The sequence below is a fragment of the Amycolatopsis sp. N2S4-7 genome (assembly GCF_058119595.1).
The window spans coordinates 7343112-7356974 of record NZ_CP172299.1 but is presented as its reverse complement, the minus strand read 5'-3'; the positions used below and the strand labels follow the sequence as shown (position 1 = coordinate 7356974).

Genomic DNA, 13863 nt, shown 5'->3' with positions numbered 1-13863 from the left:
AAGGTTCGGGCGAACCTTCGAGCGAACCGACGGTTTCCCGCTCTCCCACTCATCGTCCATAACTAGGCACATGCCTGGCAGGTGCCCAGCCGGTTCCGGCCCAGGAAGAGAAAGGAGAATCATGTGTGACAACAACAAGTGAACTTACGTCCAGCACACCCAAGCGGTTCCGGACCATCCTGGCCGATCCGCCCTGGAACATCTATCAGGCCGGCAGCCGGGGCGCCATCCGTCACTACCGGCTCATGACCCTGGATCGCATCAAGGCGATGCCCATCGAGGACCTTGCCGAGCCCAACGGGCACCTCTGGCTCTGGGTCACCAATGCCACGCTGCGCGACGGCTACGACGTGGCTGAGGCGTGGGGGTACACGGTGCGGTCGCCGTTGACGTGGGTGAAGTTCCACCTCGGTCTTGGCCGGTACCTCCGCAACTCCACCGAGCACCTCCTGTTCGCTACCCGCGGCAAGGCACCGGTGCAGTTCCACTCCCAGCCGACCTGGCTCAACGCGCCGATCCAGGATCACTCTCACAAGCCGGAGGAGCAGTACGCCCTGATCGAGCGGATCTCCCCCGGCCCCTACCTGGAGCTGTTTGCCCGCCGCCGGCCGCCCTCGAACGCCGACTGGTCGGTCTGGGGCGACCAGGTCAACTCGGACCTGGTCCTCCCGGGCTACCCGGTGCCCAGCGATCGGCAGCCGACCGGAGATGCCCGGTGAACGACAAGGGCGGCCCGAAGAACCCGATCGCATGGCTACTACATGCCAGCCTGGTGCTGCTCGGCGCGAGCATCGCGCTCAACGTGGCTGTCGCGTTTCTCCGGCCCGTTGTGCCCTGGCTGGCCGGCGGTTTCACGGTCGTCTTCCTCGGCTGGTGCGTGGTCGCCTTCATCCGGTGGCGCCGGTCTCGCTGGTAGCCGAGCCAGACCGACACATGTCAGGCGCACGCGTTGTTAAATAGACAAACATTATTGACGTTTCGTCGAAAATAGGTAATAAGTAAAGCCGTTGCAGCGTGTTGAATCCATGCAGCACAAGCGTGATACGGAGAAAGTGAGGTGATCTATGGCCCCAGCCCCCAAGAAGACCAGTAAGAACCGAAAGGAGCGTCGCGAACGCCAGTTAAGGATCCGCAGCGTCCGCCGGGATACACCGGATATGCGTAAGCTATCCAAAGCCATCATCGGCCTCGCCCTGGCTGAAGCTGACCGCGAAGCAAAAGCGCAGGCGGCCTCAACTAAGCAGCCCGGAGCCAGCGACTCGCCCTCATCCGCGGAGAAGGGCGGTCACCATGGCGCCTGACGCTGCCACCCTCGTCTTCTCTCAGCTGCACCTGCCGCGCCCGCTGGAACCTACCGCCGTCCTCCGCTTCCTCGAGCGTCTCGCATCCGATCGCGACGAACCGCGAGTCGTCTTCGAAGCACGCGCAGGCGAATCCGGCACTCAGCATCTGCTTGGCTGCCGGGCCAGCGACGTCCATCCGCTCAGACGGCTCCTCGGGGACCTGCTGCCAGGCACCATTCTCACCGGCACGCCAACCGCCGGCCCCGATCCGCGCCCCGCCGTCAACGTCGCGAGGCAGCTGCGTCTGCAGTCCGCCCATCTGCCGCTCCGCGTGGACGCTGCGGAGTCGACCGCGCTCGCCCTGCTCTCAGCACTTGCTGTGCGTCTTCACGTCGGTGAGGCGCTGGTCCTCCAGATCGTCCTGGGCCCACGACACACCCCAAGGTCACTGCATGGCGACGTGCCGGATCCCGACAGCACGCTGATCGATGCGCTCACAACCGGCTCGCGACCCGCGAGTCCGGACACACGTCAGCGCCTCAAGGACCGGCTATCCCGAAGCGGCTTCGGGGCCGCCATCCGGCTGGGGGCCACCAGCGGGGACAGCGACCGGCGGCGCCGCTTCATCATGGGGCTGCTCAGCGCGATCTCAACCGCGCGCAGCCCCGGGGTGCAGGTGACGCTGGTGCCGGACAAGGCGACGGCGCTGAACGACGCGCGACTGCCCTGGCGCTGGCCGTTACATCTGGCGGCTCCCGAACTTGCCGGGCTGCTTGCTTGGCCGATCGGCGACGGCGAGCTGCCGGGGCTCCCGCCGCTCCACCCGAAGCCGCTTCGGGCAGCGCCAAACGTCCATACCGGTCCGCGCACCTTCGCGGTAAGCGCGGCGCCGGGCGACAACCGCCGGATCGGCATCTCGGCCCAGGACCAGACGTACCACGGGATCGCCTACGGCCCGAGCGGCTCCGGCAAGACCACGGCTATCGAGCACCTCATCCTGGCGGACATCGAGGCAGGTCAAGCCGTCGCCGTACTCGACCCGAAGCGCCAGCTGATCGACAATCTCATGGCCCGGATCCCTGCAAGTCGCATCAACGACGTCGTCGAACTCAACGCCGGCGACCAAACGCCGGTCGGCTTCAACCCGCTCGACGTTGGTGAGCGCGATCCCGACGTCGTCGTCGACGGCATCCTGGCGGTTTTCGCCGCCGTCTTCAGCGACGGCTGGGGCCCGCGGACCCAGGACATCTTCTCCGCCTGCCTCCGCACGCTGGCGAGAGCCAGCACACCGAAGGCACCGGCCACTTTGGTCGACCTGACCCGCCTGCTGACCGACCCGACGTTTCGACGTCAGCAGGTCGGCCGTATTCAGGACGACGTCGCTCTGGCCGGCTTCTGGGCCTGGTACGAGGGACAGTCACCACAAGCGCAGGCGGCAGCGATCGCGCCGCCGCTCAACAAGCTGCGCCAGTTCCTGCTCCGCCCCGCCCTGATCCGGATGCTCGATCAGCGGCACGGCCGCTTCCGGCTGCGCGACCTGTTCCGCGAGAACAAGGTGGTCCTGGTCCCCCTCAACGAGGGCCTCATCGGACCGGGTACCGCCAGCCTGCTCGGCAGCCTCATCGTGGCGGACATCTGGCAAGCCACCCAGGAGCGGGCCAGCGACTCCGGTGCTGCCACCACCCCGGCGACGATCTACGTCGACGAGGCGCCCCGCTTCCTGAACCTGCCCGTATCGATGGCTGACGCGCTCGCCGTGTCCCGCTCACTCGGCGTCGGCTGGTTCCTGGCCGCCCAGTTCCGCTCCCAGTTCCCACCGGCCCTCGCTCGGGCCGTCGACATGAACGCTCGGTCCAAGATCCAGTTCGCGACCGAGTACGAGGACGCCCGGGACACCGCCAAGCTGACCCGTGACCTGACGCCCGAGGATTTCATGTCGCTGCCGCGCTACCACGCCTACGCCAACCTCGTGGCCGACGGCCACCCGTCGGGCTGGGCCCTGATCAGAACGCTGCCACCGACGCCGCCGATGATCGACCCGGCCGTCGTCCGCGCTGCCTCGCAGGCCAACTACGCCCCGGTCCAGGAGCCAGCTCCGCTGAACATTGCCGATCCGGAGGTCGTACCCGAGGTCACTCCTGCACCCGAACCAGCCCCTCAACCGATCGAGCGCATCGGTCGGAAGCGGAGGACGTCATGAACCGACAGAGCGACGCCAGGAGCAGTGTCTCCGCCCCTATGTTCGTCCGCACCTTCGTGTCGACCACGCTGCCGCATCGTCGCAGGTCACACCCCCTACCTATCCCCTTCCGGGATGGGACTGACCCCCAATTTGGGGGTCACCGGGCGGAGCGAGGAGACGGCGCATGAGCCCGACCGACGTCACGACCTTGCTGCTCCAGCTGTCCGAGCGAGACATCTCGATCCTGCAGTCAATCAGCACGCATCGCCTGCTCACGACCGCTCACATCCGGCGACTGCACTTCGCGCGCGGGCACGCCAGCCTCGGTGCCGCCTCCGGCGCCGTCATGCGGGTGCTGACGCGGCTCGAGGCGAAGAACCTCGTGGCGCGCCTCGGCCGACGCATCGGCGGTGTCCGCGCCGGGTCGTCCGGCATCACCTGGCAGCTGGGAGCCGCTGGCGAGCGCCTCACCCGCACCATGGAAGGCAAGAAGTACCGCCGCCGCCTCGTCGAGCCGGGCGCTACCTTCGCCGCCCACACCCTCGCCACCGCCGAACTCGCCGTCACGCTGCACGAACTCGGCCAGGCCGGCGTGCTCGAAGTGACCAATATCGAGACGGAGCCAACTTGCTGGCGCTCCTTCACCGGGCCGCACGGCACGCTGGAGTGGCTGAAACCCGACCTGTTCGCCATCACGCTGAGCGGCGACTACGAGGACCACTGGTACCTCGAAGCGGACCTCGCAACCGAGCACCCCACCGTCGTCGTCCGCAAGGCGAAGCTCTACCAGCACTACGCGGCGACCGGAGCACACCAGGCGCGCCACGGCCTCTTCCCTGCTGTCATCTGGGTCGTTCCTGACTCGATCCGGCAGCGCGCACTCCAGGCCGCGCTGGCGGGCGACAAGGCCATTCAGCCTGGGCTCTTCCAGGTCGTGACGACGTCGGGGTTCCGGCAACTCATCGCCAGCGGGATCCCTGATCCCCCGGCGGCCGCTGAGCCCCACCAGCAGAACCAACCACTCATCTTGAAAGGAGGGACCACGTAATGGAACGACAACCACAGCAACCTGAAGCCGAGGAGGAGGACGACACGCACGCAGCTCACTTCGACCCAGAACGGCAGCTGCCTCGCCATCCCAGGATCTACGTCGCCGACCTGGCCAGCACGGAGCGTGGCATCGAACACGGCTTGTGGATCGACGCCAACCAGACCGCGGACGAGATCGACGCGGACATCGAAGCGATGCTGGAAAGTTCGCCGGTGCCGGGCGCCAAGCTCTGGGCGGTCCGCTCCGTCGAAGACTTCGATGGCGTCGACCTGACGACGGTCACCGACAGCACAGTCATCTCGACTCTAGCCCGCGGCCTCGCCGAGCACGGCCGCGCCTTCGCGGCCTGGGCGCGGTTCGTCGACAACGACCGCACGAAGCTTGCCGAGTTCCGTGACTGCTACACCGGCAGCTACCAGTCGCATGAAGCGTGGGCATGGAGCCTCGTCGAAAGCCTCGGCTGGCACCAGGAACTCGACCGGCGGATTACCGACACCCTGATTCGCCCGTACGTCGTCTTCGACTACAAGGCCGTCGCGGAGGATGCCAGCGCCAGTTGGCAAGTCCTGACCGACCCGGACGGGACCGTCCATGTCTTCGCCCGCTGAGCGGGGCGGTATGCCGCCATGCACACAACCACACACATCGAAAGGAGGTACTACTTGGAAAAGCAACCACAGAACCCGTACGACCGGAACCGAGACATCCCCGCCCGGGAGAAGCTTGAGTCGGGCGAAATCGACCTCACCGGCAGTGTTCAGCAGCCAGGCGCCTTGGCCGACGTCATCTTCGACGCCATCAGCGAGGCAGAAGGGGTCGGTGAGAAGATCCCCGACTGGGGCGCCCGGGTCATCGCCCGCGAACTCGCCAACCGCATCCCGGTCCCAGGCACCCTTCACCACTACGCCGTGACGGGCACCATCGAACACATCCAGCTCGCCCGCGAACTGTCGATCCACGCCCAGTTCGGCGACGTTCAGACGAAAGAACTCACCGACCTGCTTGGGCTCTACCTGATCAAGCAACCCGCCGGCCGACCTGGACGTCCTGCAGCGCCCCCCACGCCGGTCGAACAGGGCTTGCGAGATCACGGCGCTCCCTTCTGGGCCTACCTGCAACTCCATGACGGTGAGCCCTCCGACGACCTCGTCGAACGCTTCACCGATCTCCACATCGGCAGCTTCGCTCGCCTGGAAGACATCGTCGACGAGTTGACCGAGATCAAGAACTTCAAGGCCGCGCTCAAGGAAGCCGAGGAACGCTGGGGTTTCGAAGACTTTGTCACGATCGACCAGGACCGACTCGAGCAGACCGTGCGTGCCACCTGGGACGTCGTTGAATTCGACGGGAAACTACATGTCTTCATGCGCTAGCGCCGGCGCTGCGCGCGCAGCATCCAGATGCCAGACAATCGTAATATTCGGAATAGTGTTGCGGAATTCCCAACAATGGGTGATTTTGCGCGCAAACGGAGGTAAAATAGGGAAACGAATAACGGAGACCTTCGCGAACATGACTGACGATGCCGCACGCTGTTTTGGCGAATACCTTAGAGACCTACGCACTCAGCGCGAGCTGAGCGTTCGTGGCCTTGCGGCAGAAGCAGGCATCGATAGCGGGACCGTCACACGTCTTGAGCAGGGCGGCATCCACGCGCCGAGTCCCGACACACTGAAGCGCCTCGCCCTGGCACTTGACGTTCCCCTCGCGGACTTGTTCGCCATGGCCCAGTACGTCACGGCGAATGAATTACCCGAGCTTTCCGCATATTTCAACACGAAATTCGGCCACCTCCCCCTTGAGGTTCGGGCGGCGATGACCCAGTACTGCAACAAACAAGCCAGCTCGTATGACAGCGAGCCATCACAGGAAGGAGGTACCTATGAACACAACAGAGAATAATGAAGTCAATGCGACTACGGCACCTGAGCCGCCACGCCTGTTCACTATCAGCGAGGTAAGCGAACGACTGCGAGTCAGCCGGTGGCAAGTGTACGCACTGATCAACCTACGAAGGCTGAAGACCATCCGCATCGGTCGACGGCGGCTCGTTGCCGAGCCCGACCTGGCTTCCCTCATCGAAGAGCTGCGCGAAGAGGGAGACGGACTGTGAGTCGCCGGGCGAACGGTGAAGGCACGGTCTATCTCCGAGCAGACGGCCGGTATGAGGCTGCGGTCACGCTCCCGACGTCAAACGGCAAACGCAAGCGATTCCGCGTGTACGGCAAAACCCGGCAGGAAGCCCACAAGAAGCTGACGGCCCTCATGCAAGAGGCGAACCAAGGCATCTTTCGCCCTGAGCATGCGTGGAAGATGGACGACTACCTCGACTTTTGGCTCGACCACGAGCGGAGGCGGCCCCTTACCCGCAGGCGGCACGAGTCAGTCGTCCGGCTCTACATCAAGCCCGGCCTCGGCCGCTACCGCCTCCAGGACTTGTCCGTCCGCCTCGTCCAAGGGTTTCTTGACGACCTCTATGACAATGGCAAGACGCCCTCGACCATCCACCAAATCCGTAAGGTACTAAGCGCTGCCTTGACGTATGCCATGCGCCAAGAGATCGTCAACCGCAACGTCGCCCGTCTCGTCGAGCTTCCACGCTACCGACGTCCGGAAGCAGCTCACTGGACGCCCGACGAGATCATCCAGTTCCTCGAAGTCGCGAGGGACAACCCGCTCTACCCCGCCTTCGTGCTACTCACCCTCTATGGCTTACGACGCGGCGAGGTACTCGGCATCCGCTGGTGCGACGTCGACTTCGACCGCGGAGTGCTCCGCATCCGCCAGCAGGTACAACGGATCAATGGCAAACTGGAGCAGGTCGAGCTCAAGACTGAGTCCAGCGAGCGCGATGAGCCCCTACTCGACACCGCACGCCAGGCGCTTGAACAGCAGCGCGCAGCCCAGGCGGCTGCCCGCCTCGCTGCCGGCGCCGACTGGCACGGTGCCGGTAGCGAGTACGAATTGGTCTTTACGACCCGCAGCGGCCGTCCTCTCGAGTCTCATAACCTTGGACGTTCGTTCGTGCGAATCTGCGCTCGACACGGTCTTCGCAAGATCACGCTGCATGGCCTCCGCCACAGCAACGCCACGACCCAAAAAGACCTACAGGTGCACGCCCGTGATATCCAAGCCATCCTTGGCCACAGCGACGTTCGCACAACGGGCATCTACGAGCACGTTGACCTTGCCAGCAAGCGGAACGCGCTACAAAAAGTCGAAGACCGCTTGTTCCTGGAATCAGCTAACAGAGGTAGTAGCCGTCAAAATTACCGTCAAGAGGCGTCGTCCAACACGTCGACACGCTCAGAAACTCCACCAAAGAAAACACCCACCCCTGATGGGGTAGGCGCTTTCTTTGGTGGCTCCTCCCAGACTCGAACTGGGGACACAAGGCTCTTCAGGAAGGCTAAAGGACCTATTAGCGGTCGCCCGACCTCTATTAAGCACATCATGCAGAGACACACGCACACGTGGCTACTAGGGAGTACGGCCGTCTCTTTTGCCGTCAACTCTACCCCTGTTAGCGAGCAAAATGACCTGCAGGAGATTTCTGCCGCCTGACGGCTACGGTACCTACTTCCCTAGATAGGACATGACATAGCCGCACCCCAAGGAGAGGAGACCAGATGACCGAGCAAGCTTTGAACCGCACCGTTGCGCAGTACGCGACCGGCGAACGTCGCCGTAAGCGCGCCGTGCTCTACCTCCGCGTATCGACGCCCGGACAAGTCCACACCGACTACAACCCGGAAGGTATCTCGATCCCGGCCCAGCGCGAGGCTGGCAAGCATAAGGCTGAACAACTCGGCGCCGACATCGTCCGCGAGTTCGTCGAACCTGGCCGCACTGCCACCAGCATCGACAAGCGACCAACCTTTCAAGAGATGGTCGCCTGGGTGAAGTCCCAGAAGGACATCGACTACGTCATCGTCTACCACTTCAATCGGGTCTTCCGGAACAGCGTCGACGCGGGCATCACGAAGCGCGACCTGAAGAAAGTCGGTACCCGAGTCGTCTCCACCATCCTCGACATGGGCGAAAGCCCTGAGAGCGCCATGGTGGAGACCATCCTGCACGCCGTCGACCAGTACCAGTCCGAAGCCAGTGGCGCCGACATCAGCTACAAGATGGGCCAGAAGGTCCGCAACGGCGGCACCGTCGGCGTCGCTCGGCTCGGCTACCTGAACGTCCGCGCGCCGAAGCCCGAGGGCGGCGAGATCCGCACGATCGCTATCGACCCGGAACGCGCACCTCTCGTCCGACTGGCATTCCAGCTGTATTCAACCGGTGACTACACGCTGGCGGACCTGGACGAGGAGCTGTACGAGCGGGGCCTACGTACCCGGCCGACACCGCGGCGGCCGGCCAAGCGAGTCTCGATCAACAAACTGTCGCTGATGCTGCGTGACCGGTACTACATCGGTTACGTCACGCATCAAGGCGAAGAAGTCCGCGGTCGTCACGAGCCACTTGTCGACCCCGTTCTCTTCGAACAAGTCCAAACCATCGCCAGCTCACGGACCGCCGCAAAGGAGCGTCGACGCGTGCATCACCACTACCTCAAGGGATCGCTGTTCTGCGGTCGCTGCCGGACGAACGGCACCGCGTCGCGCATGATCATCCAGCACACCGTCAACTCGCGCGGCTACGAGTACACGTACTTTTTCTGCCGGAACAAGCAGAGCGGCGGCTGCAACGCCCCGCACATCAACGTCCTACACGTTGAGGAAGCAGTTGAGACGCACTACGCCACTGTCCGATTCAGCCCTGGCTTCGTCGCCGAGGTCCGAGCCCACGTCGCCGCCACCCTCCAGAACGAGCAGGCGGCGACGCGCCTGCTGAAACAGCAGCTCAACACGCAGCTACGCGACCTCGGCACCAAGGAAGAGAAGCTGATCGACCTGGCCGCCGGTGGCGACGAGACGATGCCGCAGGAGCGGATCAAGGAGAAGCTCCGCGATATCGGTCGGCAGCGCCAGCGCGTCACCGAACGCCTAGACGAGACCACCGAAGACCTCTCGGAAGCTGCCCGGCTTGTCGAACTGTGCCTCACCCTGCTCGAGGATCCACAGGAGCTGTACCGGCGCTGCGACGACGAACAGCGACGGCTACTCAACCAGGCGCTCTTCGAGCACATCTTCATCGAAGACGAAGACGTCACCGACTACGACTTGCAAGAGCCGTTTGCCACGCTGCGCTCAGTCGAGGCGCGCCACCACGGCGCGAGCAGCGACAAGCCTGATCCGGGGAGTACTGCCGCGCTGCCCAAAGACGACACGAGGGGTGTCTCCGAAACCGGAGACACCCCTCGTGTCATGAACGATGTTGAAGTCCTACTAGCGGGCATGGACTTAGTCCATTGTTCTAGTAAGCCCTCCAGTGTGGAGCTGAGGGGAATCGAACCCCTGACCTTCTCGATGCGAACGAGACGCGCTACCAACTGCGCTACAGCCCCTTGGTTGTGCTCGTAGAGCTTAGCAGTGCCCTACGAGCACCTCACTCAGGGGGGTCACTCTCCGACCGCACGCCGGTAAGGCCCGGTTCCGGGCTCGTCGAGTTCCTCGAACGCCGGGTCCTCGTCGTCCAGGTCGACAACCACCGCGCTGCGGCGGACGCGGGAAGTCGGGGACGGACGGCGCTCGACAACCTCGCGGCGGACCGGCTCGACGACGTCGACGGTCTCCGCGGGGTCCTCGGCGACCTCGTCCTCGACGGCGGGCCGCGGTTCCGGGCGGCGGGGTGCGCGGGTGCTGTTGAAGCGGGCGAGCCGGCGCTGGCGGATCTCCTCTTCGATGCGCACCTGCCGGCGCAGGTACACGAGGTAGCCGACCAGCACGACGTCGATGGCACCGTGGCCCCACCAGGCGAGCGGGACGAGGAAGCCGGCGACGGCGGCCGAGGCCACCGCGATCACGAGCAGGATGACGACAACCCGCTGCCGGAAGCTGTACTTCGCGCGGGCGGCCATCTCCGCGGCTTCGGGGTCGAAGCCGCCTCGGCCGGGCCGGTAACCGGGCCGGTCGCGTTCGGCCCGCGAGCCGCGGGCCGGCTGCGGGAGCGGCTCGGGCTCCGGTTCCTCGAGGTCCTCGTCGAGTTCCGCCGCCAGCTCCGCGAGGTCGTCCTCGACGGAGGGCCGGGACTTCTCGGGATCATCGGACATGGCGAATTCCTCCCGGTCTTCGTTGCGTCCACCACCGCCGCTGCGCACGACCCTGGCCGCGAGCGCCGAGTCGGCCGTCCTCGCGACCTGCTGGCGCCGGCGCGCGACCATGGGCACGAGTACGACGAGCCATGCCGCGGCGAGCGCCACGATGATCACGGAGCTGGGCATCTCCCGTCACCTCCCCCGATCCTTCCACCACGAATCACGCTAGTCACAGGAGTAACAGATCGGGCGGAGGCTCGCCGGTTTCGATCACGGAAATGCCTCACCGGATTAGGTGAAACTCACAGCATGTGGTAACGCGATCACGGCCCCGGGTGGGTAGTCACTCTCAGGCGTAGTCGGCGCGGCCCGCGGCAACGAGCCGCGACACCAGCCCGGCACCGGTCTCCTCGCGCGTGACGGCGAAGCAGTAGTGGTCCCGCCAGGCGCCGGCAACGTCGAGGTAGCGCTCGAACAGGCCCTCCTGCCGGTAGCCCGCCTTGGTGAGAACCCGCAGGCTGGCGGCGTTTTCCGGCCGCACGGTGGCCTCCAGCCGGTGCAGGCCGGCGGGGCCGAAGGCGTGGTCGGTGACGAGGGCGACCGCGGCCGTCGCAACCCCTCCGCGGACCACTTCGGAGGACACCCAATAGCCGATCCAGGCGGACCGCAAGGACGCCCGGATGACGTTACCGACGGTGATCTGACCCGCCAAACGACCGTCCAGGGTGATCGTGAAGGGCAGGCATTGACCACGCCGAGCGAGCGAACGTAACGCCGCCCACTGCGACGGCCACGACCAGAAGGCGTTGCGTTCGGGCCACGGGCCGACACCGGTCGGCTCCCACATCTCGAGATGTGCCCGGTCCCGGAGCCGGATCCGGCTCCACTCGCCGGCGTCGCGCAGCCGGACCGGCCGGATCGCGACCTCGCCGGCGGGCACCCGCAGCGGCCCGAGCCGCGCCGGCCAGCCCGGGTGCCGGCTTTCGACCGGGTAGGACACGCCCGACACGGAGTTCATCAGGCCCGTTGGGCCAGGAAGGTGACCTGGACCTGCTCGCCCGCGGGCACGTCGGTCAGCTCTTCCGGCACGTTGATCAGGCAGTTGGCTTCGGCCAGCGACGCGAGCAGGTGCGCCCCGGACTGGCCGAGCGGCTGGACCAGGTACTCGCCGTTGGCCTCATCGCGCAGGAGCTGCCCGCGGAGGAAGCCGCGCCGGCCCTCGGTCGACGTGATCGGCGACAGCAGCCGCGCGCCGACGATCCGCCGGTGCGGGTTCCGGGTCCCGCGCGCCGCCCGGATCAGCGGCCGCACCAGCACCTCGAACACCACCAGCGCGCTCATCGGGTTGCCCGGGATGAGGAACGTCGGCACGGAGTCGGGGCCGAGCCTGCCGAACCCCTGCACCGAGCCGGGGTGCATCGCCACGCGCGTCATGTCGATGCGGCCCAGGTCGGACAGGGCGGCGTGGACCTCGTCGCCGGTGGCGCCCCCGGCGCCGCCCGCGACCACGACGATCTCCGACATCAGCAGCCGGCCCTCGACGATCTCCCGCAGCCGCTTCGGCTCGCTCGGCACGATGCCGACCCGGCTGACCTCGGCGCCCGCGTCCCGCGCGGCCGCGGCCAGCGCGTAGGAGTTGACGTCGTAGACCTGCCCGACCGACGGCGTCCGGTCGATGTCGACCAGCTCGTCGCCGACCGACACGATCGACACCCGCGGCCGCGGGTAGACGAGCACCTTCGCCCGCCCGACCGCGGCCAGCAGGCCCACCTGCGCCGAGCCGATCGTGTCGCCGCGGCGGACCGCGACGTCACCGATCTGGACGTCCTCGCCGGCCCGGCGCACGTACCCCGCCGACGGCACCGAGCGGTGCACCGTGACTTTGGCCTGGTGCCCGTCCGTGTACGCGAGCGGCACGACCGCGTCGGCCAGCGTCGGGAGCGGAGCGCCGGTGTCGACGCGCACCGCCTGGCCGGGCTGCAGGCGCCGCGGCTGGCGCGAACCCGCCGCGATCTCCCCGACAACCGGCAGCTGCACCGGCTCCTGCCCGGCGCTGCGCACGTCGACGCTGCGCACCGCGTAACCGTCGATCGCGGCCTGGTCGAAGCCGGGCAGCGCGTGCTCGGCGACCACCTCCTCGGCGCAGAGCAGCCCCTGGGCCTCGGAGATCGCCACGCGCACCGGCTGGGGCCGGACGGCGGCGTCCAAGGTCATCGAGATCTGCGCGTCGACCGAGCGCAGCTCGGTCTCGTCCCCGGCCACTTCGGGCCGCGCCGCGTCGAGGGAATCCGTCATGGGCGATCTGTCCCGATCCGTTCCGTCAGCCACGCCCGTAAAGATGGACCGTACTCGGGCGTTTCAAGCGCGAAATCGACCGCGGCGCGCAGGAAACCACCCGGATTCCCCAGGTCGTGGCGTCCGCCGCGGTGCACGACGACGTGCACCGGGTGCCCCTCGGTGATCAGCAGCGCGACGGCGTCGGTCAGCTGGAGCTCGCCACCGCTGCCCGGCGTGATCCGCTTCAGCGCGTCGAAGATCGCCCGGTCGAGCAGGTACCGCCCGGCCGCGGCGTACGTCGAGGGCGCGTCCTCCGGCTTCGGCTTCTCGACCATCCCGTGCACGCGCTTGACGTCTTCGTCGTCGGTGTCGGTGACGTCGAAGACGCCGTACGGCGAGATCTCGGCCTTCGGGATGTCGAACGCGCAGAGCACGCTGCCGCCGTACTGGGCCCGGACCGCGCTCATCCGCTCGAGCACGCCGGTGGGCAGCACCAGGTCGTCCGGGAGCAGCACGGCGACGGCTTCGTCGTCGGGCGTCAGGTTCGGCTCGGCCTGCGCGACGGCGTGGCCGAGGCCGAGCGCCTGCTCCTGGATGGCCGTTTCGACCGCGAGCAGCGCGGGCCCGCGGCGGACCTTGTCGAGCAGCTCGGTCTTGCCCTTGGCCTCGAGGTTCTCCTCGAGCTCGGGCTGGGCCTCGAAGTACTTGACGACGGCTTCCTTGCCCGGCGAGGTCACGATGACCAGGCGCTCCGCCCCGGCGGCGGCGGCCTCGGCCGCGACCAGTTCGATCCCCGGCGTGTCGACCACCGGCAGGAGTTCCTTGGGCACTGCTTTCGTCGCCGGGAGGAAGCGCGTCCCGAGCCCGGCGGCAGGCACGATGGCGGTTCTGAACGTCTGGGAGGTTGCGGCGCCCGTCATGG

General features: G+C 66.5%; 13 protein-coding genes, 1 tRNA gene and 1 pseudogene. 10 read left to right on the top strand and 5 right to left on the bottom strand.

Annotation, left to right across the window (positions count from 1 at the left end; all coding sequences use genetic code 11):
- Positions 1–125 precede the first annotated feature (125 nt).
- From ACH54P_RS34985 to ACH54P_RS34940, 10 genes and pseudogenes are all read left to right on the top strand, one after another.
- Positions 126–719, top strand: coding sequence for an MT-A70 family methyltransferase (locus ACH54P_RS34985; protein WP_489907566.1), 594 nt, complete (start codon positions 126–128; stop codon positions 717–719).
- On the top strand, positions 716–916 hold the full coding sequence (locus tag ACH54P_RS34980) for a hypothetical protein (protein WP_489907565.1): 201 nt from the start codon (positions 716–718) through the stop codon (positions 914–916). The genes ACH54P_RS34985 and ACH54P_RS34980 overlap by 4 nt, the downstream gene beginning before the upstream one ends.
- Positions 917–1290: 374 nt before the next feature.
- Positions 1291–3483, top strand: coding sequence for a type IV secretory system conjugative DNA transfer family protein (locus ACH54P_RS34975; protein ID WP_489907564.1), 2193 nt, complete (start codon positions 1291–1293; stop codon positions 3481–3483).
- A gap of 166 nt (positions 3484–3649) precedes the next feature.
- On the top strand, positions 3650–4513 hold the full coding sequence (locus ACH54P_RS34970; RefSeq protein ID WP_489907563.1) for a replication-relaxation family protein: 864 nt from the start codon (positions 3650–3652) through the stop codon (positions 4511–4513).
- Positions 4513–5124: an antirestriction protein ArdA gene (locus ACH54P_RS34965; protein WP_489907562.1), complete on the top strand. Its 612-nt coding sequence runs from the start codon at positions 4513–4515 to the stop codon at positions 5122–5124. The genes ACH54P_RS34970 and ACH54P_RS34965 overlap by 1 nt, the downstream gene beginning before the upstream one ends.
- A gap of 54 nt (positions 5125–5178) precedes the next feature.
- A complete protein-coding gene (locus tag ACH54P_RS34960; RefSeq protein ID WP_489907561.1) occupies positions 5179–5889 on the top strand; it encodes a hypothetical protein in 711 nt (236 codons plus the stop codon).
- Between the two features lie 139 nt (positions 5890–6028).
- Complete coding sequence (locus ACH54P_RS34955; RefSeq protein WP_489907560.1) at positions 6029–6418, top strand: helix-turn-helix domain-containing protein; 390 nt, start codon at positions 6029–6031, stop codon at positions 6416–6418.
- Entirely contained in the window at positions 6399–6629 is a 231-nt protein-coding gene (locus ACH54P_RS34950) for a helix-turn-helix domain-containing protein (protein WP_489907559.1), read from the top strand. The genes ACH54P_RS34955 and ACH54P_RS34950 overlap by 20 nt, the downstream gene beginning before the upstream one ends.
- Positions 6626–8080: a tyrosine-type recombinase/integrase gene (locus ACH54P_RS34945; protein ID WP_489907558.1), complete on the top strand. Its 1455-nt coding sequence runs from the start codon at positions 6626–6628 to the stop codon at positions 8078–8080. Before ACH54P_RS34950 ends, ACH54P_RS34945 begins: the two co-directional genes overlap by 4 nt.
- A gap of 65 nt (positions 8081–8145) precedes the next feature.
- Positions 8146–9252: pseudogene (locus ACH54P_RS34940) on the top strand (recombinase family protein); the annotation flags it as partial.
- Positions 9253–9901: 649 nt separating this feature from the next.
- Here ACH54P_RS34940 and ACH54P_RS34935 read toward each other — a convergent pair.
- From ACH54P_RS34935 to ACH54P_RS34915, 5 genes are all read right to left on the bottom strand, one after another.
- Positions 9902–9974: transfer RNA gene (locus ACH54P_RS34935), tRNA-Ala, on the bottom strand.
- A 54-nt stretch (positions 9975–10028) separates the two neighbouring features.
- Positions 10029–10850 (bottom strand): divisome protein SepX/GlpR, encoded by an 822-nt coding sequence (gene sepX / locus ACH54P_RS34930; protein ID WP_489907557.1) that lies wholly within the window; start codon positions 10848–10850, stop codon positions 10029–10031.
- Positions 10851–11013: 163 nt separating this feature from the next.
- The gene (locus ACH54P_RS34925; RefSeq protein ID WP_489907556.1) at positions 11014–11682 is read right to left on the bottom strand and encodes a GNAT family N-acetyltransferase; all 669 of its coding nucleotides are present in this window, start codon (positions 11680–11682) and stop codon (positions 11014–11016) included.
- Positions 11682–12959: a molybdotransferase-like divisome protein Glp gene (glp, locus tag ACH54P_RS34920; protein WP_489907555.1), complete on the bottom strand. Its 1278-nt coding sequence runs from the start codon at positions 12957–12959 to the stop codon at positions 11682–11684. Before glp ends, ACH54P_RS34925 begins: the two co-directional genes overlap by 1 nt.
- Positions 12956–13861 carry a UTP--glucose-1-phosphate uridylyltransferase gene (locus ACH54P_RS34915; protein ID WP_489907554.1) on the bottom strand — a complete coding sequence of 302 codons (906 nt, stop codon included), beginning with the start codon at positions 13859–13861 and terminating at the stop codon, positions 12956–12958. The genes glp and ACH54P_RS34915 overlap by 4 nt, the downstream gene beginning before the upstream one ends.
- Between the last annotated feature and the right edge of the window lie 2 nt (positions 13862–13863).

Coding starts and splice junctions, on each gene's coding strand:
- ACH54P_RS34975 (WP_489907564.1), top strand. CDS start 1,291: ATGGCGCCTGACGCTGCCACCCTCGTCTTCTCTCAGCTGCACCTGCCG.
- ACH54P_RS34970 (WP_489907563.1), top strand. CDS start 3,650: ATGAGCCCGACCGACGTCACGACCTTGCTGCTCCAGCTGTCCGAGCGA.
- ACH54P_RS34965 (WP_489907562.1), top strand. CDS start 4,513: ATGGAACGACAACCACAGCAACCTGAAGCCGAGGAGGAGGACGACACG.
- ACH54P_RS34955 (WP_489907560.1), top strand. CDS start 6,029: ATGACTGACGATGCCGCACGCTGTTTTGGCGAATACCTTAGAGACCTA.
- ACH54P_RS34950 (WP_489907559.1), top strand. CDS start 6,399: ATGAACACAACAGAGAATAATGAAGTCAATGCGACTACGGCACCTGAG.
- sepX (WP_489907557.1), bottom strand. CDS start 10,850: ATGCCCAGCTCCGTGATCATCGTGGCGCTCGCCGCGGCATGGCTCGTC.
- ACH54P_RS34925 (WP_489907556.1), bottom strand. CDS start 11,682: ATGAACTCCGTGTCGGGCGTGTCCTACCCGGTCGAAAGCCGGCACCCG.
- glp (WP_489907555.1), bottom strand. CDS start 12,959: ATGACGGATTCCCTCGACGCGGCGCGGCCCGAAGTGGCCGGGGACGAG.
- ACH54P_RS34915 (WP_489907554.1), bottom strand. CDS start 13,861: ATGACGGGCGCCGCAACCTCCCAGACGTTCAGAACCGCCATCGTGCCT.